Annotated in this window: 16 protein-coding genes and 1 rRNA gene; 6 read left to right on the top strand and 11 right to left on the bottom strand. The window is 61.4% G+C overall.

The window, feature by feature from the left end:
* Positions 1–115: 115 nt before the first annotated feature.
* On the bottom strand, positions 116–706 hold the full coding sequence (locus ASD95_RS03345) for an NAD(P)H-dependent oxidoreductase (protein ID WP_056728138.1): 591 nt from the start codon (positions 704–706) through the stop codon (positions 116–118).
* 165 nt (positions 707–871) lie between these two features.
* On the opposite strand from ASD95_RS03345, the gene ASD95_RS03340 reads away from it, so the two are divergent.
* Positions 872–1,186, top strand: coding sequence for a putative quinol monooxygenase (locus tag ASD95_RS03340; RefSeq protein ID WP_056728136.1), 315 nt, complete (start codon positions 872–874; stop codon positions 1,184–1,186).
* Here the strand turns inward: ASD95_RS03340 and ASD95_RS03335 are convergent.
* Positions 1,176–1,940: a sulfite exporter TauE/SafE family protein gene (locus tag ASD95_RS03335; protein WP_056728133.1), complete on the bottom strand. Its 765-nt coding sequence runs from the start codon at positions 1,938–1,940 to the stop codon at positions 1,176–1,178. The genes ASD95_RS03340 and ASD95_RS03335 overlap by 11 nt on opposite strands.
* Positions 1,941–2,102: 162 nt before the next feature.
* Between ASD95_RS03335 and ASD95_RS03330 the strand changes: the two genes are divergently transcribed.
* From ASD95_RS03330 to ASD95_RS03315, 4 genes are all read left to right on the top strand, one after another.
* On the top strand, positions 2,103–2,987 hold the full coding sequence (locus tag ASD95_RS03330) for a LysR family transcriptional regulator (protein ID WP_056728131.1): 885 nt from the start codon (positions 2,103–2,105) through the stop codon (positions 2,985–2,987).
* Between the two features lie 42 nt (positions 2,988–3,029).
* Positions 3,030–3,608, top strand: a complete 579-nt coding sequence (locus ASD95_RS03325) for an NAD(P)H-dependent oxidoreductase (RefSeq protein ID WP_056728130.1) — start codon at positions 3,030–3,032, stop codon at positions 3,606–3,608.
* Between the two features lie 49 nt (positions 3,609–3,657).
* Positions 3,658–4,029, top strand: coding sequence for a MerR family transcriptional regulator (locus ASD95_RS03320; protein ID WP_056728128.1), 372 nt, complete (start codon positions 3,658–3,660; stop codon positions 4,027–4,029).
* 106 nt (positions 4,030–4,135) lie between these two features.
* Positions 4,136–4,480 carry a cupin domain-containing protein gene (locus ASD95_RS03315; RefSeq protein ID WP_046038617.1) on the top strand — a complete coding sequence of 115 codons (345 nt, stop codon included), beginning with the start codon at positions 4,136–4,138 and terminating at the stop codon, positions 4,478–4,480.
* A gap of 141 nt (positions 4,481–4,621) precedes the next feature.
* Here ASD95_RS03315 and mmsB read toward each other — a convergent pair whose 3' ends face one another.
* Entirely contained in the window at positions 4,622–5,509 is an 888-nt protein-coding gene (mmsB, locus tag ASD95_RS03310; RefSeq protein ID WP_056728126.1) for a 3-hydroxyisobutyrate dehydrogenase, read from the bottom strand.
* Between the two features lie 10 nt (positions 5,510–5,519).
* Positions 5,520–7,046 (bottom strand): CoA-acylating methylmalonate-semialdehyde dehydrogenase, encoded by a 1,527-nt coding sequence (locus tag ASD95_RS03305; protein ID WP_056728124.1) that lies wholly within the window; start codon positions 7,044–7,046, stop codon positions 5,520–5,522.
* 163 nt (positions 7,047–7,209) lie between these two features.
* Between ASD95_RS03305 and ASD95_RS03300 the strand changes: the two genes are divergently transcribed.
* Positions 7,210–8,157, top strand: coding sequence for a LysR family transcriptional regulator (locus ASD95_RS03300; RefSeq protein WP_056728122.1), 948 nt, complete (start codon positions 7,210–7,212; stop codon positions 8,155–8,157).
* On the opposite strand, the gene ASD95_RS03295 is transcribed toward ASD95_RS03300, so the two are convergent.
* From ASD95_RS03295 to rrf, 7 genes are all read right to left on the bottom strand, one after another.
* Positions 8,154–8,615, bottom strand: a complete 462-nt coding sequence (locus ASD95_RS03295) for an OmpA family protein (RefSeq protein WP_263291790.1) — start codon at positions 8,613–8,615, stop codon at positions 8,154–8,156. The two genes, ASD95_RS03300 and ASD95_RS03295, sit on opposite strands and share 4 nt — an antisense overlap.
* A 44-nt stretch (positions 8,616–8,659) precedes the next feature.
* Positions 8,660–9,928 (bottom strand): diguanylate cyclase domain-containing protein, encoded by a 1,269-nt coding sequence (locus ASD95_RS03290; protein ID WP_056728117.1) that lies wholly within the window; start codon positions 9,926–9,928, stop codon positions 8,660–8,662.
* On the bottom strand, positions 9,925–10,500 hold the full coding sequence (locus ASD95_RS03285; protein ID WP_056728113.1) for a YfiR family protein: 576 nt from the start codon (positions 10,498–10,500) through the stop codon (positions 9,925–9,927). The genes ASD95_RS03290 and ASD95_RS03285 overlap by 4 nt, the downstream gene beginning before the upstream one ends.
* Positions 10,501–10,619: 119 nt before the next feature.
* Positions 10,620–12,728 (bottom strand): exodeoxyribonuclease V subunit alpha, encoded by a 2,109-nt coding sequence (gene recD / locus ASD95_RS03280; RefSeq protein WP_056728112.1) that lies wholly within the window; start codon positions 12,726–12,728, stop codon positions 10,620–10,622.
* Positions 12,725–16,414 (bottom strand): exodeoxyribonuclease V subunit beta, encoded by a 3,690-nt coding sequence (recB, locus tag ASD95_RS03275; RefSeq protein WP_056728110.1) that lies wholly within the window; start codon positions 16,412–16,414, stop codon positions 12,725–12,727. Before recB ends, recD begins: the two co-directional genes overlap by 4 nt.
* Positions 16,414–19,863 carry an exodeoxyribonuclease V subunit gamma gene (gene recC / locus ASD95_RS03270; RefSeq protein ID WP_056728107.1) on the bottom strand — a complete coding sequence of 1,150 codons (3,450 nt, stop codon included), beginning with the start codon at positions 19,861–19,863 and terminating at the stop codon, positions 16,414–16,416. The genes recB and recC overlap by 1 nt, the downstream gene beginning before the upstream one ends.
* Before the next feature lie 154 nt (positions 19,864–20,017).
* Positions 20,018–20,098 (bottom strand): 5S ribosomal RNA (rrf, locus tag ASD95_RS30190); the annotation flags it as partial.

Genomic DNA, 20,098 nt, shown 5'->3' with positions numbered 1-20,098 from the left:
GCAAGAATCGCCAAGATCGCAGCCTGCGGCAGCTCCTACAGGGTTTTGTGTACACCCGTAGGAGCTGCCGCAGGCTGCGATCTTCCTGGCCGTTGCATCGGATAGTAGCCGAGCGTCATGCCTTCAGGCCAAACACCTCAGCCAAATGCTGCTCATAACGCGCCACGTCGCCTTCGATGTTCGGGCGCTTCATCACGTCCACGCAGAGGAAAGTTGGCAAACCGGTCATGCCCAGGAACTCGTTGGCCTTGTGGAACGGGAAGTACACCGCGTCCACGCCTTTGGCTTCGAAGAAATCGCTCGGGTCGTCGAAGGCTTGCTGCGGAGCGTTCCAGGTCAGCGACAACATGTATTGCTTGCCGTGAATCAGGCCGCCGCTGCCGTACTTCTGCGACGCGTCCGAACGGGTGCGACCGTCGCTGGCATAGAGGCTGCCATGGCCCTCGGTGAAGACTTCATCGATGTACTTTTTCACGGTCCACGGCGCGCCCATCCACCAGCCTGGCATCTGGTAAATGATCACGTCGGCCCAGAGGAACTTGGCCACTTCTTCGGCGATGTCATAGCCCTCGTCGATGAAAGTGGTTTTCACATCCATGCCACCGCGATCCAGCACGCTCAATGCGGCTTCATGCAGGGTGGCGTTGTAGCGGCCGTCGGAGTGTGCAAATTTTTTGCCGCCATTGAGCAACAGGACTTTTTTCATGGGAGGTGGTCTCGGGAAGGTCGGGAATCGGATGGCGGCAGAGTACCGATCGACCTTGCGCGGAGTAAGCGTCGATTTGGCAAAATACATTTGACCTACAAGCACGAATCGATAAGCGATTGTTGCCTTAAACTGGCGCCAGTTCTGACTTGAGGAGAGATGTAGATGAGTGAAATCCAGGGCTTTATCCTGCACGCCAAGACCCGCCCGGAAAAATCCGACGCCTTCGAAGCGTTTTTCAGCGGCTATGTGCAAGCGAGCCGAGCCGAACCGGGTTGCATCGAATACCACATGTTGCGTGACAAACAGGACCCGACCCTGTTCATCTTCTACGAGATCTGGCAATCCCAGGCCCACCTCGACGTGCACTCGAACCTGCCGCACATGAAGCAGTTTCTCGCGCAACGCGATGAATACCTGGAACGGGACTTCGAGATCCGCGCCATCGAGATGATCAGCCCGTCGTCCGCTAGCCGCTGATCAGCAAATGGCCGCCGAGCACACCCAGGCCAATGAAAAACACGCGTTTGAACCACAGGGCGCTGATCCGCTGGCGCAGCGATTGCCCCAGCCACATGCCGAGCATGGCCGGGATCAGCGCCAGCAACGACGCGCTCAACTCGCCTCCACCGAGCGCGCCACGCCATAACAAGCCACCGGCCAGGGCCAGGGTCGAGACGGTGAACGACAGGCCCAGCGCCTGCACAAGTTCGTCCTTGCTCAAACCCAGCGCTTGCAGATAAGGCACCGCCGGAATCACGAACACGCCAGTGGCCGAAGTGATGACGCCGGTCAGCACGCCACACAGAGGACCGAGCCAGCGTTCGCTGCTCTGCCCTACGCGCACAGTCGGCAGGAACAAACCGCTCAGCGCATACAGCAATAATGCCGCCCCCAACCCTCGCACCACCCAATGGCCACCGCTCATGCCGATCCATAGCGTGCCCGCCCCGGTGCCGATGAAAATCGCCAGCACCATCGGCCACAACCGTTTGACCAGACCCGACAGATGCCCGCCGAATGCCAGTTGCCAGACGTTGGTCAGGGTCGCCGGAATGATCAGCAACGCCGCAGCCTGCGTCGGCGCCATAGCCAGACCGAGCAGACCCATGGCGACGGTCGGCAGGCCGAGACCGATCACGCCCTTGATCATGCCGGCCAGCACAAAGGTGCCGATAACCAACAATGAAAGGGCCAATCCGAGATTCTGATAAAACGCCGAAAGTGTATTCATGGGGCCATGGTGGGCCCGCGGGGGTTGATTGAAAATCTGCCATATACTGAGGCTGCCTCTTGCCTTGACAGAGGCTGAAAATTTCGCTGAAGCGACTGGCCTCTTCGCGGGCTTGCTCGCGAAGGCGCCCTTCCAGACAACATTCAACTCGGGATTGTTGTAATGCACTTTGACCTGACCGACCTGCGCCTGTATCTGAACATCCTCGATACCGGCAACATCACCGCCGGCGCCGCACGCAGTCATTTGTCCCTGGCAGCGGCCAGCGCACGAATTCGCGCCATGGAGGCGTCGCTGGGCGTCGAGTTTCTGCAGCGCAATCGTCGTGGAGTCAGCCCGACGCCGGCCGGCAATGCCCTGGCCCGACACGCCCGGGTCCTGCTGCAACAGGCCGAACGCCTGCAACAGGAACTGGCCGAATACGCCCAGGGCGTCAAAGGCCAGGTGCGACTGCTGTGCAACACCACGGCGATCACCGAGTACCTGCCAGAGTTGCTCGCGGACTTCCTGCACAGCCATCCCAACCTCGACATCGACCTGCAGGAACTGCCCAGCACCCGCATCACCCATGCCTTGCGCCAAGGGGCGGCGGACCTCGGCATCGTGTCCGACGCGGTGGACACCGAGGACCTGCAGACGCGAGCGTTCCGCGATGATCCGTTGGTGCTGATCATGCCCCGGGAACATCCCCTGGCCCAGGCGACCTCAGTGAGCTTCACCGACACGCTGCATCACGACTACGTCAGCCTGAATGCCAATAGCGCCCTGGCGGTGTACCTGGAGGAACAGGCGCTGCACGCCGGCCTGCGCATGCAGATTCGCATCCGCGCCGACGGCTTCGATGGCGTGATGCGCATGGTCGCCCGAGGGGCTGGGCTGGCAATCGTACCGCTGGCCGCGGTCGAACGCAGGTCAGGTGGACTGTCCTTCAAAAGCCTCGCCCTGCAAGAACCCTGGGGCCAACGCAAACTGTTGCTCTGTGCCCGGGACTTCGCCGTATTACCCGGCTATGCCAAGGCCCTGCTGCACGCCTTGACTCTCCCCTGAGGGGCAGACTTTATCCTTGAGGTTTGATCCTCAAGGACAGCGATGATGGGTAAGCGAATACTGGTGATACTCGGGCATCCGTCCAGCAACACCTTCTGCGCCGCCCTTGCCGAGCGTTACACACAGTCGGCAATGCGCGCCGGGCATGAAGTGCGGCCGTTGTTTCTGGGCAGCATGGATTTTGACCCGGTGCTGCGCGAAGGCTATCAACAGGTCCAGCCGCTGGAAGCCGACTTGCGTAACGCCCAGGCCGATATCCTCTGGGCCGAACTGTTGGTGCTGGTTTATCCGATCTGGTGGGGTGGCGTACCGGCCTTGCTCAAGGGCTTTTTCGACCGGGTGTTCTTGCCGGGTTTTGCCTTCAAGTATCGCCAGGGCAAAGCTTTCCCCGACAAACTCCTGCGCGGCCGAACCGCCCACCTGCTGGTGACCATGGACACACCGCCCTGGTACTACCGCTGGATCTACCGCATGCCCGGTTTGCATCAGGTCCGCAAAACCACGCTGGAGTTCTGTGGCATCAAGCCAACCCGAACCCTCACCTTCGGGCCAATTCTCGGCGCCAGCGTAGACCGGCATGCGGCCTGGTTGCGGCAAGCCGAAGCTATCGCCAGCGCTTGAGTCGGTCGATAATGCGCCGAGCTCTATCCTCGGAGAAAAGGACCTTCCCATGTACATCGGCCAAGCCGCGCAACGTTCCGGTACCACGGTCAAAAGCATCCGTCACTACGAGTCGATTGGCTTGTTGCCTGCCGCTCGCCGCTTGGGCAAGTACCGCATCTATGACCAGCACAGCGTCGATCTGCTGATGTTCATCAAATGTGCACAACAGTTGGGCTTCAGGCTCAAGGAATTGCAGTCGGTCTTCGCCGGCCATCAGGGCCCGCAGTTGCCATGGGAGCGGGCACACCAGGTCCTCGCCAGCAAAAAGCAGGAAATCGCCGAGCGGATAGCGGCGCTGTCGCAACAGCACGCGCAATTGGTCGAATTCGAGAACAGCCTCGAACAATCCAGGCTCGACTGCCCACTGAACCGGAATTGAAGAACGTGCGTTTCTGGACAGCTCAGTGTCGAGCACAGACAACTGAGGGTTGGGCAGGCGCTATAGGGTGCGACTTCAGTTCTTGAGCCCACTGCCCGGAGTCATCATGACCGCACCGATTACCGTTCTTCGCGACACCCACCCGCTGCCCGTACTCGACGCCTGCAAATGGGAAAAACTCGAAGGCGACCCGCACACCGTCAACCTCAATGCCTACACCAGTGAAGACGGCAGCAAGATCATGGGCACCTGGATCTGCACGCCGGGCAAGTGGTACGTGGAATACGTGAAGTGGGAGTACTGCCACTTCCAGGAAGGCTACTGCATCATCACCCCGGAAGGCATGGCGCCGATCCACCTGCGCGCCGGCGACATTTTCGTCGTTGAACCGGGGATGAAAGGCACCTGGGAAGTGGTGGAAACCGTGCGCAAATATTTCGTGTTTGCCTGACAAAGCAAAAGATCGCAGCCTTCGGCAGCTCCTACGGGGTGTATACATTCCCCTGTAGGAGCTGCCGAAGGCTGCGATCTTTTCTTTCTGCCAAATTAAAAAACCGGGAATCCACCCGACGCGGATTCCCGGAAATATCCCTTATTGCGGCTTGCGATAGCCGTTGATGATCGCCGAGAAGTCCTGTCCACCCTCCCCACGCAAACTCATCGCCTGATACAACTGCTGGGCCACCGCGCCGAGAACCACCGGCTGGTGCGCCTGACGCGCAGCCTCAGTGGCCAGCCCCAGATCCTTGAGCATCAGTTCGGCACCGAAACCACCGGTATAGCCGCGCGACGCCGGCGCCGTTTCGACGATGCCCGGCCACGGGTTGTACATCTCCGAACTCCAGCAACGCCCGGTGGAACTGTTGATGATGCCCGCCAGCACCTTGGTGTCGATGCCCAATGCATCGCCAAGCGCCATGGCTTCGCTGACGCCGACCATGGAAATCCCCAACAACAGGTTGTTGCAGATTTTAGCGATTTGCCCGGTGCCGACCTCACCACAATGGACGATGTTGCGGCCCATTTGCGCCAGTACCGGTTGCAGGGTGGCGAACAGTTCAGGCGTGGCGCCGACCATGAAGGTCAGCGTCCCGGCGGCTGCACCACCGGTGCCGCCAGAAACCGGCGCATCGGCCATGGCCACGCCCTGTTTGGCAGCGGCGGCGGCAACGTCCCGCGCGGTCTGCGGATCGATGGTGCTGCAATCCACGGCCGGAACACCTTTGCCGATACCGGCGAGCACGCCGTCTTCGCCCAGCCACACGCTGCGCACATGCACAGCGGCAGGCAGCATGGTGATGACCAGTTCGGCGCCTTCTGAAGCTTCGCGGGCCGTTGGGCTGATACTGCCGCCCAGTTGTTCCAGTTCCGCCAGCACGGCTTTGTTCAGGTCCACCAGGCGCAGTGCATGGCCGGCCTTGATCAGGTTGCGCGCCATTGGCGCGCCCATGTTGCCCAGACCGATAAAAGCGATTTTCATGTCCGGCTCCTTATCGCAGGTTGATGGTGGTGTTCACACCGTCGTTGACGCTGTCGTCATCGAACCAGCGACTGGTGACGGTCTTGGTCTGAGTGTAGAACTGCACCACTTGCTTGCCGTACGGGCCGAGGTCGCCGAGCTTGGAACCGCGCGAACCGGTGAAGCTGAAGAACGGGACCGGCACCGGAATCGGGATGTTGATGCCGACCTGGCCGACGTCGATTTCGTTCTGGAATTTACGTGCCGCCGCGCCGCTCTGGGTGAACAGACCCGTGCCGTTGCCGAACGGGTTGGCGTTGACCAGGGCGATGGCCTCGTCGAGCGTATTGACCTCCAGCACCACCAGCACCGGGCCGAAGATTTCCTGGGTGTAGATCTGCATGTCGGTGGTCACGCCGGAGAACAGGGTCGGGCCGACAAAGTTGCCCTTCTCGTAACCGGGAACCGTGATCTCGCGACCGTCCAGCTCCAGTTTCGCGCCTTCCTTGATGCCGCTTTCGATCAGGTCGAGAATCCGCGCCTTGGCCTTTTTCGAGATCACCGGGCCGACATCGGTGCCCGGCTCGCTGCCGGCATTGACCTTGAGCTTCTGCGCCAGCGCCTTGAGATCCGGCAGCCACTGCTTGGCCGCGCCCACCAGCACCACCACCGAGGTGGCCATGCAGCGTTGACCCGCAGCACCGAAACCGGCGCCCACCAGCGCATTCAGCGCTTGTTCGCGATTGGCGTCCGGCAGAACCACGGCGTGGTTCTTCGCGCCCATCATCGACTGCACGCGCTTGCCGTGTTTGCCTGCCAGGTCATACACATGGGTACCGACGGCAGTTGAACCGACGAAGGAAACCGCCTTGATGTCCTTGTGGGTGCAGAGCCCGTCCACCACGTCCTTGCCGCCATGCACGACGTTGAGCACGCCGGCCGGAATGCCCGCCTCGATCGCCAGCTCCACCAGAAGCATGGTCGACATCGGGTCCTGTTCGGACGGTTTGAGCACGAAGGTGTTGCCGCAGGCGATGGCCATCGGGAACATCCACAGCGGAATCATCGCCGGGAAGTTGAACGGGGTAATGCCGGCGCACACGCCGATTGGCTGGCGCAGGGTGTAGGTGTCGACGCCACCGGCGACGTTTTCAGCGAACTCGCCCATTTGCAGACTGCCAATGGAGCAAGCGTGCTCGACCACTTCCAGGCCACGGAAAATATCGCCTTCGGCATCGGCAATGGTCTTGCCCTGCTCGGCGCTGAGGACCGCGGCGATGCGCTTGGAGTGTTCGCGAATCAGCGCCTGGAGCTTGAGCATGATGCGCATGCGGGCGCCGATCGGGGTCAGCTTCCAGGTCTGGAAGGCACGATGGGCCGCGCTGATGGCCGCGTCGACTTCTTCAGCGGTGGCAAACGGCACTTTGGCCAGCACTTGCTGGGTCGCCGGGTTGATGATGTCGTGCCATTCGGTAGTCTTGGATTCGACCCACTCGCCGTCGATCAACAATTTGACCTTTTGTACGGTGGTGTCGGTGGGCGTGAGCGATACGTTCATGTGGGTCTCCGGATGTTTGCTTTTTTTATTGAGAGCTATCTTGGGAGCCGGGGCGAGATAGTCGCCCTGAGATGAGCCATGTGTCGCGAATTGGTTGTCGGACTGTTTTTGGAGTATAGATGTGCAAACTTCTGATAAGAACGCACATAAAAACCGGTCCAACATGCAAAAAAACATCACCTCCCTCGGTTCGCTGAACTGGGATGACCTCAAGTTTTTCCTCGAAGTCGCCCGCACCCGCAAGGCCAGCACCGCGGCCAAGCGCCTGGCGGTGGACTACACCACGGTGTCGCGACGCATCAGCTCCCTGGAAACCGCACTGGGCACCTTGCTGTTCGAAAAATCCCGGACCAACGGCTTTGTCCTGACCGCCGAAGGCCAGCGGTTGATGGGGTATGCCGAGTCGATCGAAAGTACCTTGCACATGGCGTGCGAGCAGGTTTCCGGGTCTGGCGTGGCGCTGTCCGGTCATGTGCGCATGGGCTGCACCGAAGGCTTCGGCAGTTTTTTCATCACACCGCAGCTGAGCCACTTCGTCGACACCTACCCGGCGATCTCGGTGGACATCCTGCCGCTGCCGCACTTCATCAGCCTGTCCAAGCGCGAGGCCGACATCGTCATCGCCCTGGAGCGCCCGGAGCATGGCCCGTACGTCTGCTGCAAACTGTGCGACTACCGATTGCAGCTGTACGCGACCCAGGAATACCTGGACAACCACCCGCCGATCCGCAAACCCGCCGATTTGGCCAAGCATTCATTTATCAGTTACGTCGACGACCTGGCGTTCAGCTCGGAGCTGTTGTACCTGGCCAACGTATTGCCCGGCGCCAGCGCCAACCTGCGCAGCACCAGCGTGATCGCACAGTTCGTGGCCGCGCAGCAAGGACGCTCACTGGCGATCCTGCCATGCTTCCTCGCCACCCAGGACCCGCGGCTGCTGCCGGTGTTGCCACAGGAAATCAATATCACTCGGCAGTTCTGGATGTACTGCCGCGAAGACCTGCGCAAGCTCAAGCGGATCACCCTGTTGTGGGATTACATCCGCCAGGTCACCGAGCAGAATCAGGGGCTGTTGATGGGGGAAAGCCGGGAGATGCTATTTGCCGATTAGTCGGAGCTGACCACAATCGCCACCCGGCGATTTTCGGTGCGGCCACTGGATGTGCTGTTGCTGGCCACCGGCACGCTGCTGCCCAGGCCACGCAGCTGGATGTTTTCCTGTTTCATGCCGACGGTGTTGAGCACCTTGGCAACGCTTTTCGCCCGGCGCATGGACAGTTGCTCGTTGTAAGCCTCTTTGCCCGATGCATCGGTGTGGCCATCGACCCGTACCCGCTCGATACCCACCCCCAACAGCGCCTTGCCGATGCGTTCGACGATGTCGGTGCTCTGCTTGTTCAGGCTGTCGTCGTCACTGCCAAACAGGACCTTGCCGGACAAGCCGAAAGCCCAGCCATCGTCTGTCAGCTCGAACCCCTGCTGTTTCAGCACGGCGATTTGCGCCGGGGTCAGGCCTTTGGGAGTGGTTTGGCAACCGGCCAGGCCCAGCAAGGCCACGAGCAGGGTCATGGTGAAAAAACGCAGGGAACGCGGGTTGAAAGTGAACACGTAAATCAGCTCCTGTTTTGAACATCGGCGGCAGGGTGCTCCGACCCTGCCGTGTACTGTGCGCCTCGGGACAGGCGCTTGGCCTGGTACATCGCGCCATCGGCGGCGTTGAGCAGGGCACCCGGCGTTGCGCCATGATCCGGGTACACCGCGACGCCGATACTGAGGGAGGTCAGTACCTGGGTACTGCCCGGCAATGGAATCGGCATGTCCATGCTGGCCAGAATCTTGTCGGCAATCCGTTCGGCGTCTTCGGTCTTGTGCAGTGGCGTCAGCAGCACGGCAAATTCATCGCCACCCAAGCGCGCCACCAGGTCCCCTTCGCGCAGTTGCGCCCGAACCCGATTGGCCACGGCCACTAACACCGCATCGCCCGCCGCATGGCCGAAACTGTCGTTGATCTCCTTGAAGCGATCGCTGTCGAGAAACAGCACCGCCACTCGCTCGCCGAGCTTGTTGGCGCTGCGCAGTGCGCGCATCAGGCGACCTTCGAAAAACGCCCGATTGGGCAATCCGGTAAGGCTGTCGTGGTTGGCCTGGTGAGCCAGGGATTCGTTTTCGCTTTGCAGGTGCGACTGCCAGGCTTCGAGCTCATCGAGCAGGGCATTGAAGTCGTTGCCGAAATTATCGAGTTCGGCAATGTCGGCGGGCGGCACGCGCTTGTCAAAGGCGCGGTCAATGCGCGCGGCGTGGGCGACGGCGGCCAGGTTGCGCAGGGGCTTGATGATCCCGCGAAGTTGTCGGCGCGCCAAAAAGAGTGCAACCCAGGCGCTGATGGCCGTGCACAAGATGATGCCCACCAGACCGCTGAGCAAAAAGCGCATCAGGCTGGCGCCATGACCGGTGAGCCTGATGCTGCCGACTTCCCGCCCTTGATGGAGGATCGGCATGCTCATGGGTTCTTCCAGAAACGCTTTGGCGATGTGCAATTCGAGATCGGACACCCAACCGGTTTCCGGTCGTTGCCAGCGGGCCAGCAACTGGCCCTGCTGGTCGAACACCTGGGCGTCGGCCACCTCTTCGTTGGAGGCAATCAGCGCCAGCGCTTCGGTGGTGGCGGTTTTGTCGTCGAACACCACCGCGGCTTCCACGGTGTAGCTGATCGAGCGGGCGATCAGGTGCAGGTTGTTGTCGGCGTACACGCGCAAGGCCAGCACACCGAGCAACGTCAGTGAAACACTGGCCATGGCGACGCCCACCAGCGCAACGAGCAGGTTGCCGCGACCGATGACCGAATGCAAAGTCGGGCGATTGCCCGGTTTCAGTATTTTCATGGCGCCGCCGGTTTGCGACGGGACAGTTGCAGCACGCTCGGATGAATGCGTACGCCGCTGCGGGCGACAGAGTCGAGATTGACCTCGAACGACACCTGCTCGTCGCTGACCCGCAAGCAAAACAGACTGCCGACGGTGCATTGCTCGTCGCTCTCACTGATGCTCAACACCGGATGCCCGATCAACGCGGCAAACAATCGGCTGCGTTCTACGCCGGTCAGCTTGCCGATATAAACCGCATCGCAGTCACTGACAATCGAAGGGTTGTCGGCCAACAAACGCTGCACCGCGACAGGTCGACCGGTCGCCTGGGTCGTGCCTTTGACCAGGTCGTCGGTGTATTCGGTAGGGCCGACCAGGCACAAGCGCAGCAGCAAAGGCTCGACGGGCCAGCGGGCATAGCTGAGGATTCCGAGGACTACCTGGGTAACCGCTTTGGCACGTTGGTCCGCCATGCCCACCGGGGCTTGCGATTGAGCGAAAACGACGCTGGCCAGCAGACAAAGAAGGATGGCAAGCAGCGCTTTTCTACAGCCAACGACGCACTCTGTCGTCCTGACAGCCACCTTCATGCAGGGATACTCTTTGACCGTAGCGAAATGATGCCGCAACGATAGCACAGCGAGGAAATGCCAGCGAGGCCACGTACTACGCAGCCTCGGACATTTTCCTACAGCCTGTTACTGACCTTTCAGCCTGTCGGCTCGCTGCCGTCCTTGAGCTCCAGCATCAGCCCGCTCAAGCGTTTGACCCGGCGTTTCACCGCCTCTTCAAACACCCCCGCACGGGACTCGATCAAGGTGAACCAGTCCTTGGCCCGGGTAATGCCGGTGTAGATCAATTCCTTGGTGAGTACCGGATTCAAGGCATCGGGAAGAATCAACGCGGTATGCGCGAACTCCGAGCCCTGGGATTTATGCACGGTCATGGCGTACACGGTTTCGACATCATTCAGGCGGCTGGGCAGGACAAATCGCACGCCACCCTGGCCATCATTGCGTGGGAATGCCACACGCAGAACCTGCCTTCCAGTCCCCTGGCCTTCCTGCTCCGGGAGCTTGAGGGCGATGCCGATATCGCCGTTCATCAACCCTAGCCCGTAATCGTTGCGGGTCATCAGCACAGGGCGACCTTCGTACCACTGCTGGTCGCTGTCGATCAGGCGCGCCCTGAGCAATGCCTCCGTCACCCGCTGGTTCAAGCCCTCGACACCCCATGGCCCCTTGCGCACGGCACATAACAACTGGAATGCGTCAAAGGCCTGCAACACTTGTCGAGCCCAATCAATCCAGCGTGAATCTTCCAGCGGGCTGTCCAGTGGCGGTCGCTGATTGCGCAGCACGCTCAGGTAATGTCGATAACCCTGCGGCCCCTCACCGTGGCCGTCGAGAAGCAAGCGTTCCAGGGCCCGATCCTGCTCCCCCTTGAGGGACAGGCAATGCACATCGTCATGGCTTCGCGCCGACAACAACTTGCGGGCTTCATCGGGTTGCTGCTGGTTGACCCAGCGAGCCAGTTGGCCAATGCCACTGCCTTCACCGAATCGCCGGGAATGGCGCAACATCACGACCTGTTGAGCCAATGGATGAGTGCCCTGCGCATCCTCCTGCAATCCGCTGGCCTGCAGGTTTTCGCCACTGACGGCTTCCAGCCACCGGCGTGTCTGCGGGCTGTACCAGCCAGCCTCCGCGTCGCGACACAGATCCCCCAATACCGCACCGGCCTCTACCGACGCCAATTGGTCCTTGTCCCCCAACAGCACGAGGCGCGCATGGGGCGGCAAGGCATCGAGCAGGTTGGCCATCATTTCCAGGTCGATCATCGAGGCCTCGTCCACCACCAACACATCCAGCGGCAGGCGATTGCCCGCGTGATGACGGAAATGACGAGTCCCGGGCCGGCTGCCGAGCAGGCGGTGAACGGTGGTGACGTCGGAGGGGATCTTTTCCCGAACGTCCTCCGTGACCTTCAAGGTCCGGACCTGCTGGCTGATGGATTCGGTCAGACGCGCCGCGGCCTTGCCGGTAGGCGCGGCGAGGCGAATGCGCAGGGGCATGCCGGCCTCGACCGCCGGCGCCTGGAGCAACGCCAGCAAGCGTACGACGGTGGTGGTCTTGCCGGTTCCCGGCCCCCCCGTGACGATGCTGAAGGCACTGCGTGTCGCCAGGGCGCAGGCCAGCTTCTGCCAGTCGATCACTTCACCCGGCCGGGCTGGACCAAACAAACCGGTGAGGCGCTGGAGCAGGTCGCTCGGCGTGGATTCGTGTTCCGTCAGACGCTCGCGCAAGGAAACGTCGATCCGCCGCTCGTAGGCCCAATAGCGGCGCAGGTACAAGCGTTTGCCCGATAACACCAAAGGCCGGTCGCGCACGTTGTCACGACTGTCAGCGGCCAGCGCGACCAGGTTGCTGGCGGCCAGCACCTTGCACCAATGAGCGCCGTCCAGCGATCCCAGCAATTGCGAGGGCAGCAGCATCGCGCCGCCTTGCACGTCACCTTCGGGTGGCAGCGACAGGGCGAAGTCCGGTTCTTTCAGCGTCTCGAACAGGTCGAGGCAGACATGCCCGTGGCCCAACTGGTGGCTGGTCAGCGCGGCTGCCAGCAACACCAGCGGATCATCCTCTGGGGCCAGCTCATGCAGAAACGCCACAAAGGCTTTGTCCAGCGCGCGCAACCAGCCACGCTCGACCCAACGCGTGAGCAATAACAGCAAGTCGTCGGCACGACTCAGCGGCACCAGATCGGCCAGGCTTTCGGCTGCCAGCGATGTGGGCAACAAATCGGCGAATGTGCGACTCATAACAGTACTCCCTGTTCCCATGCGGGCTCGGCCTTGGGTTCTGGCTTGCCCTGGAACAGCCTGTCCAGGCGTTCGATCAGCTCTCTTGGCGGCCGGGCGAAAAACACCCCCTGGCTGGCCGCGCGCGTACCGCGCAAAAACAGGTACAACGCACCGCCGACATGCCGGTCGTAGTCGTAATCGGCGAGCCGCGCCTTGAGTTGGCGGTGCAGGGCCAACAGGTACAACACGTATTGCAGGTCATAACGGTTGTCGAGAATCGATTGCTCCATGGCCTGCGCGGTGTAGGCCGCATCATCGACGCCGAGCCAGTTGGATTTGTAGTCGGCCACGTAATAGCGGCCGTCATGTTCGAACGTCAGGTCGATAAAGCCCTTGAACATGCCGTTGAGCAACACCGGTTCCGCGGCCACCCGGGCCACGCCGTTATGGGTGTATTGGCACACCAGCGCATCGAGCTTGAGCACATCGACCTTATGGCTGGCGAACCAGAACTCCATCTCGACCTGGTACTGCGTCAACTGGCCAAATATCACCGGTGCCTGTCCGCCGCCCAGTTGCAACGGCGACTTGAGCAGATGCTGCAGCCAGTCACTCAAGGTGCTGATCCAGCCCTCCCAGCCTCGACGGTTGCAGCGACGGGCAATGGCGTCGATCACCTCCTGTGGTGCCGCATCAAAACCTTCGCCCCCCGCCCATTCGAGCAAGCCATGGAGGAAAGTGCCGGGGTTCGGGCCGCGCGGGAAGTGATGGATATCGCCACCACCGGCCACCACTTCCCGAGGGGCCTGCGGGTCGAGGCGTTCATCATCGAACAGTTTTTGCGCCTGCGGGCTCTCCGGCGCCTCGTCGGTGCCGACACTCAGGGTGTCGCCAATGCGCAAGGCGCTGTAGGAAGCGATCCACCAGTTTTCACTGGCCTTGCGTTTCGGAACCAGCGGAACCAGCAGCGCTGCGTCGTTTTGCGGTGGCTGGTAATGCTCCGCTGTCGCTTCAGGCATCTCGGCATACGCCAGCGCCGGGCAGTCCTGTTGCAGGTCCCGCAACCAAAGCTGCAACGCCGGGGAATCGGCCAAAGGCGCACCGCCGCCCAGCAGATAACCCAATGCCGACAGATGCAGCACCGAGCCATTGTTGTTGCCGCGCTTGAGGTCGGCCACCCCCAGCCAGCAGGCGTGTTGCGCCCGGGTCAGGGCGACATAGAGCAAGCGAAGATCCTCGGCCAGACGCTCATCGTCAGCCAGGGCAATCAATTCTGCCGTCGGTTTCAACGTGACCTGGGCATTGCCGGATTCATCGTGGTAGTGCAACGGCAGGCGGCTGCCATCCACCGGTTTCGCCGAGCAAATGAACGGCAGAAACACCAAGGGGTATTCAAGGCCCTTGGACTTGTGAATGGTCACGACCTTGACCAATTGCTCATCACTTTCCAGACGCAGGATCTGCTCTTCGCCAGCCTGCCCGGACAACGCCAGATGCTCGGACAAATGCCGGATCAGGGCTTGCTCGCCATCAAGCTCCGCGGCGGCTTGTTGCAGCAGTTCGAAAAGGTGCAGAAGGTTGGTCAACACGCGTTCGCCGTCACTGCGGGCGATCAGCGCCTGGGGCAGGCGGAAGTCGTGCAGCAGGCGTCGCAGCATCGGCAGTACGCCCTGCTTGCGCCATACTTCGCGATAGCCACGGAACTGCATGACCCGGGATTCCCAGGCCAACTCGTCCTGATTCAGTCGCTCCAGCTCAGTCAGCGAAAGGTTCAACGTGATGCTGGCCAACGCGGCCCGCAGCGGTCGCTCGACATCCGGCTCGGCGCAGGCCTTGAGCCAGGTCAGCACGTCATGCGCCTCCTGGGCGGCGAACACCGAGTCCTTGTCCGACAGGTAAACACTGCGCACGCCACGGGCGGCCAATTGCGCACGAACCGCCTGCGCCTCCTTGCCATCGCGTACCAGGATGGCGATGTCCGCCGGCAGCAGGCCCCTGAAGGCCTTGCCGTCCTGGGAGAACCCCGCATGCCCCTGCTGCCCGCCATTGAGCAACGCCGTGATTTCACTGGCGCAGGCAGCCGCCAGGTGTTGCCGGTACACCGCACCGGACAACGGTTGTTCGGCCGGCAAGTGCCAGATGTTCAAGGCCGGGATTGCCTGGTCATTGATGCGCAAGACTTCTTTGCGACCCTGGGAGGCAACCGGCGTGAAAGGAACCGGGTTGTCGCCATTCTTCTGTCGGAAGAGGAAAGCGCCGCGGCCCGACTCCCGTGCCTCGGCGCGCTCGAACACATGGTTCACCGCGTTGACCATGCCATGGCTTGAGCGGAAGTTGGTGCCCAGGGTGTGCAGGCGGCCGGTGGTGGCCTGGCGGGCGCGCAGGTAGGTATGGATGTCCGCACCGCGAAAAGCGTAGATCGCCTGTTTCGGGTCGCCGATCAGGAACAGGCCACACTCGGGGCTGTTCTCTTCAATGCGATAGATGCTCTCGAAGATTCGGTATTGCACCGGGTCGGTGTCCTGGAACTCATCGATCAGGGCGACCGGAAACTGTTCACGAATCAGGGTTGCCAGGCGTTCGCCGCCATCGGACTGCAAGGCCGCATCAAGGCGCAGCAACATGTCGTCGAAACCCATTTCCGCGCGGCGGCGCTTCTCTTCCTCGAATCGCGCCCCGACCCAGCGGGCCGCATGTTGCAGTACGGCGGCATCAGGCGTTGGCAGCCCATCGAGACAGGCCTTGAGTCCGGCCATCGCATCGAGCCCCGGATGTCGAGGCGCCTCACCCTTCCAGGCTTCAGCCATGCCGTCCGGGGTCAGGCGAGTGAAGCCAGTGCCGATATCCAGTTGCTCGAGGGATTCATCTTCGGCCCAGGCTTTGATCTTTTCAAACCAGGGCTCGAAATAGCGTGCCTGCATCTTGCGACCGTCGACAGCCTTGGTGGCAACGCCCTGGTGACAGATGACAAGCAACTCGTCCGCCCACTGCAGCCAGGGTTTCTTGAGTTCGATCAGGGCCGTCCGTCGTTCTTGCAGGCATTGCGAAATCACTTCGGCGGGTTCTTTCCCTTCATGCGCATCCCGCTCGCTGGCGAACAGCGCACGAATCCGCGGCAGCAGCGCCGCCGGCCCGCCCCAATTGCCGCGCACCCAATTCAAGGCGTCACCTTGCATCGGGTAACAGAACAGCCGCCAGTAATCGCGCAGGACCTCCCCCAGCAAGTCGCTGTGGTCGGTTTCCAGGGTCTGGGTAAACAGGCTGCCGCTGTCGAATGCGTGCTCGCGCAACATACGCTGGCACCAACTGTGGATGGTCGACACCGCTGCCTCGTCCATCCACTGGGCGGCGATATCCAGGCGGTTTGCGCAGCCGGGCCATTGCTCGGGCAGGTACTGATCACGCAACTCGGCAATCAGGCTGTCGGGGGCCGGGGTTTCATCGCGGAAATAGCGTGCGGCCTCGGCGAGCCGCGTGCGGATGCGTTCGCGCAGCTCTTTGGTCGCGGCGTCGGTGAAGGTCACGACGAGGATCTGCGGCGGCAACAGTTCTCGTCCGAAACCACTGTCCTCCCCGCCATTGCCCAGCACCAGGCGCAGGTACAACGCGGAAATGGTGAACGTCTTGCCGGTCCCGGCGCTGGCTTCGATCAGTTGGCTGCCGCGCAGCGGGAATGCCAGGGCCAGCGGTGTCTTCGTGCTCATCAGCGCGACTCCTCGCTGGACAGTGAACGCCAGGGTGCTTCAAGAAGCGGGCGATAGAGCGCGTCACACCACTGGGGGAACGTCTCGTCGGCGACCAAGGCATCGTAATCGGCGAATTGGCGCGCGAGTGCCGGGCTTTCGCGACGCTCTCCGTCCGTCGTCTGCCCATCCCCTTCATAGGCCTTGCGCGCAGCGGCTTGGGCTTTGACCGGATCGGTTTGCCCCAGCCACGCGAAGGCTGTCTTGACCGCGATCGGCAGAGGCTGGCGCATACCCGACTGCCAGGCCATCAACAGGTCACCGAGAATTGTCCGCGCCGTGGACTGCTCCAGTGGACCGAGCAACAGACTGTCGTCGCTCGCCACCAATGCGGTGGTCAAGGCCATGCCACTGGCACAAGCCATCAAATGATTGACCCATGGGCGGGTCAGGCGATGCCATTTGCGCGACTTGATCGAGCCGATACTGTTGGGGATCGTTGTGACAGACAACAAACCACCATCAGCACGCTGATGCAGACCGCTGAGCCAGCCCTCGATGTGCAGGCCCTGCAGTTCAAGACTGACGGGCAACGCGCTGCTGAGGGGGGTTGGCCACAACGCCAGGAGCTGTTGGTGGCGTTGCAGCAAGTCAGGCAATGGCTCGATCAATTCGCGTTGCAGGCACTCACCGAATCCGGCCATGGGCAGCAGCCCGCTGTTCTGCAAACGTTTCGCCTGATCCTGCAGTGCCTGCCCGGAATTTCCAGGATCTGCCAGCGCCGCTTCGAGCAAACGGTCACTGAGGCTGTAACGCTGTAACGCATCCAGGACAAAGGGCTCTTCATCGGCCAATGGCACTTCTGCCGCCTCGAAGAAGAGCTTCAGCCGCTGGCTGAAAAAGTGCCGTACCGGATTGCGCAGGAAATCCTGCACCTGACCGAGACTCAGAGGTTCGTCCTGGACGTGGGGCGCGAGCACTTCGGCGCTTGCCTGTTGCTCTGCCGCCTGATGAAGCACCTGCCATTCGCTGGCGTAGCTGAACGACTCATCACCGTCGTGAAAGTAGCGAGCACTGAAGGGTTGTAATGGGTGTTCCCGGGTCATGGCTTCCAGCAGATCCTCGTCGCCTTGCAGCAATCGCCAACCGCTGGCCAGGTGGTCACGCAGTTGGCCAATCAGCACCGAGGCAGGCCGCTCGCTGTTATCGCGGATGCTACGGCCCACCCAACTGATGTAGAGCTGGTCCCTTGCCGACAGCAAGGCTTCCAGTAGCAGGTAGCGGTCGTCTTCGCGCCGGGAGCGGTCACCCGGACGGTAATCACTGCCCATCAGGTCGAAATCCAGCGGCGGTTGCGCGCGCGGATAATCGCCGTCATTCATGCCCAGCAGGCACACCAGTTTGAACGGGATGGCGCGCATGGGCATCAAGGTGCAGAAGTTGACCGCACCGGCCAGAAAACGTTGGGACAAACGGCCCTGATCCAGACCTGCAAGCCAGGCTTCGCGGACGACGGTCAGCGGCAACTCGTCCTGCAACCCGACTGACTCGCAGGTCTCGAGCCAGGTCTCGCGCAGCTCTTCGAGTTGGGCCAGCAAGTAGTCATCGTGTTCGTTACCGGCAAGGAAGAACAACTGCACCAAAGCCTGCAAGCGCAAGCCCCATTGCCCCGGCGATGCTGGCTGAGAGAGCTCGTGGTGAGCCACTTCCAGCGCGTCGAGCAACGCAACCAGCGGACCGATGAGCGCAGCGTCCAGACCACCGATCTCGTCGTAGGGTTCGATCCCCTCATAAGCATCGGCGCTGCCAACGGCATAACCGAGCAGCATCCGTCGCAAGCCGAATCGCCAGCTGTTTTGCTCCAGTTCATTGGGCAACCCGAGCCCGGCACGTTGCTCGGCATTCATGCCCCAGCGAATGCCGGCACCTTCGATCCAGCGGTGCAGCGTCGGCAGGTCACGCTCCTCAACGCCAAAACGAGCGCGCAGTGCCGGGACGTCCAGCAGATCGAGAATCTCACTGACGGGGAATCGGCTGTCAGGCAGCTTGAGCAAGTGCTCCACAGCAATCAGCAATGGATCACGACCGCGCTGGCCCTGGTCCGCCAGGGTAAACGGAATGAAACGCGGATCCTGGCGGTCAAGCTGACCAAACACGGCACGAATATGCGGGGCGTAGGTGTCGATGTCCGGAACCATGACGATGATGTCCCGGGGCCGCAATGTCGGGTCGGAGCTGAAACGTGCTAGCAGCTGATCGTGGAGGATCTCGACTTCTCGCTGGGCGCTATGGGCGATGTGAAAACGGATCGATTCGTCCTGTTCAAGATCGATGGCCGGCCAATGCTCCCGAGTCTCGTTGAGGGGACGCAACTCGAGGATGTCGTCCTGCAACTGGTTGAGCACGTTCAGCGGCAGACCATCACTGAACAGGTCGATGCGCCCGTCGCGGAATGCCGAACGATAGCTGCTGGGATCGTCATAACTGTCGAGCAGGTTGATGTAGTCCCGCCCCTGCTTGCCCCAAGCGGCCAACAGCGGGTGAGCATGTTGGTGGAGGGTTTGCGGATCGATGACTACCGGCATGCCGCTCTTGCGGGCCTGACGCTTGTATTGATGGCGCAGCAGGTCTTTATCGGCGACGATGTCCGCCCAATGGTGACGACAGGGGTTGTGTACGCACAGCAGGACCTGACTGAATCGCGCCAGTCCCGCCAGTGCTTCCAGGGCTTGGGCAGGCAGCGAAGAAATCCCGAAAACGATCACTCGCGAGGGTAATCCCTTGGGAGCTGTTTCGAGGTTATTGATGCGCTCGACAAATCGCTGATGGACGCCGGCACGGCTTTGCGCCATGCCTTCTTCTCCCACGTCCAGCAAGAGGGCGCGCCATAGCTCAGCCTGCCAGCAATTGGCCGGGGTCAGGGGTTTGGTTTCGCCCCTGGCGTTTCGTGTTTGATGTCGACCTTGCGCCCAGTCTTCGAGCCAGTCAGCTCGGTACACCTGGTATTGGTCGAACAGATCCGCCAGACGTTCAGCCAATTGATAACGTTTGCGCAGATCGGTGTCGTGGGTCAGGAAACGTTGCAGCGGCTCGAAGTGCGGCTGGTTGATCAACTGCGGCAGCAGGCGCATCAGACGCCAGGTCAGCGGGGCTTTATCGAGCAGGGAATTGACCGGGATTTCGTCGCGGCCAAGGACCATGCGATAGAGCTGCCACATGAAGCTGCCGGGCAACTGCACGTCGATGGCGGCAGCGATTCCGCAGCCTCCCATGTCGTCGTCTTCAGCATCTTCCGCCAGTGCCAGCTTCAGCCATTGGGCAATGCCATTGCTTTGCACCAACGCGATTTCATTCTCCAGGGGAGCCAGCGGGTAGCGCCGCATCCAGCTGACCACCAGGCTGCGCAATTCGTCCAGGCGGTTGCCGTGAACCACCATAAAACCAGCACTGAGGGACGTCGCGTCCGGCATAAAGGCTTCCTTGGAAAATACAAACGCCAGGGGCGAACCTTAGCATTGTCGGGAGACGGTGACAGCGTGAACCTGCTCGTTGTTGCTGTGCGAACTTTCCTGCGGACAAAAACAAAACCCCAACTGCTTTCGCAATTGGGGTTTCGGAATTTAATCTTGACGATGACCTACTCTCACATGGGGAAACCCCACACTACCATCGGCGATGCATCGTTTCACTGCTGAGTTCGGGATG

This window comes from Pseudomonas sp. Root71 (genome assembly GCF_001429045.1).
GTDB lineage: Bacteria > Pseudomonadota > Gammaproteobacteria > Pseudomonadales > Pseudomonadaceae > Aquipseudomonas > Aquipseudomonas monachiensis.
Note: the sequence above shows the minus strand (reverse complement) of the source record. Positions and strands in the feature narration are given on the sequence as shown.

Coding starts and splice junctions, on each gene's coding strand:
- ASD95_RS03345 (WP_056728138.1), bottom strand. CDS start 706: ATGAAAAAAGTCCTGTTGCTCAATGGCGGCAAAAAATTTGCACACTCC.
- ASD95_RS03320 (WP_056728128.1), top strand. CDS start 3,658: ATGTACATCGGCCAAGCCGCGCAACGTTCCGGTACCACGGTCAAAAGC.
- ASD95_RS03315 (WP_046038617.1), top strand. CDS start 4,136: ATGACCGCACCGATTACCGTTCTTCGCGACACCCACCCGCTGCCCGTA.
- mmsB (WP_056728126.1), bottom strand. CDS start 5,509: ATGAAAATCGCTTTTATCGGTCTGGGCAACATGGGCGCGCCAATGGCG.
- ASD95_RS03340 (WP_056728136.1), top strand. CDS start 872: ATGAGTGAAATCCAGGGCTTTATCCTGCACGCCAAGACCCGCCCGGAA.
- recC (WP_056728107.1), bottom strand. CDS start 19,863: ATGCCGGACGCGACGTCCCTCAGTGCTGGTTTTATGGTGGTTCACGGC.
- ASD95_RS03330 (WP_056728131.1), top strand. CDS start 2,103: ATGCACTTTGACCTGACCGACCTGCGCCTGTATCTGAACATCCTCGAT.
- recD (WP_056728112.1), bottom strand. CDS start 12,728: ATGAGTCGCACATTCGCCGATTTGTTGCCCACATCGCTGGCAGCCGAA.
- ASD95_RS03290 (WP_056728117.1), bottom strand. CDS start 9,928: ATGAAAATACTGAAACCGGGCAATCGCCCGACTTTGCATTCGGTCATC.
- ASD95_RS03295 (WP_263291790.1), bottom strand. CDS start 8,615: ATGACCCTGCTCGTGGCCTTGCTGGGCCTGGCCGGTTGCCAAACCACT.
- ASD95_RS03305 (WP_056728124.1), bottom strand. CDS start 7,046: ATGAACGTATCGCTCACGCCCACCGACACCACCGTACAAAAGGTCAAA.
- ASD95_RS03300 (WP_056728122.1), top strand. CDS start 7,210: ATGCAAAAAAACATCACCTCCCTCGGTTCGCTGAACTGGGATGACCTC.
- ASD95_RS03285 (WP_056728113.1), bottom strand. CDS start 10,500: ATGAAGGTGGCTGTCAGGACGACAGAGTGCGTCGTTGGCTGTAGAAAA.
- ASD95_RS03335 (WP_056728133.1), bottom strand. CDS start 1,940: ATGAATACACTTTCGGCGTTTTATCAGAATCTCGGATTGGCCCTTTCA.
- ASD95_RS03325 (WP_056728130.1), top strand. CDS start 3,030: ATGATGGGTAAGCGAATACTGGTGATACTCGGGCATCCGTCCAGCAAC.
- recB (WP_056728110.1), bottom strand. CDS start 16,414: ATGAGCACGAAGACACCGCTGGCCCTGGCATTCCCGCTGCGCGGCAGC.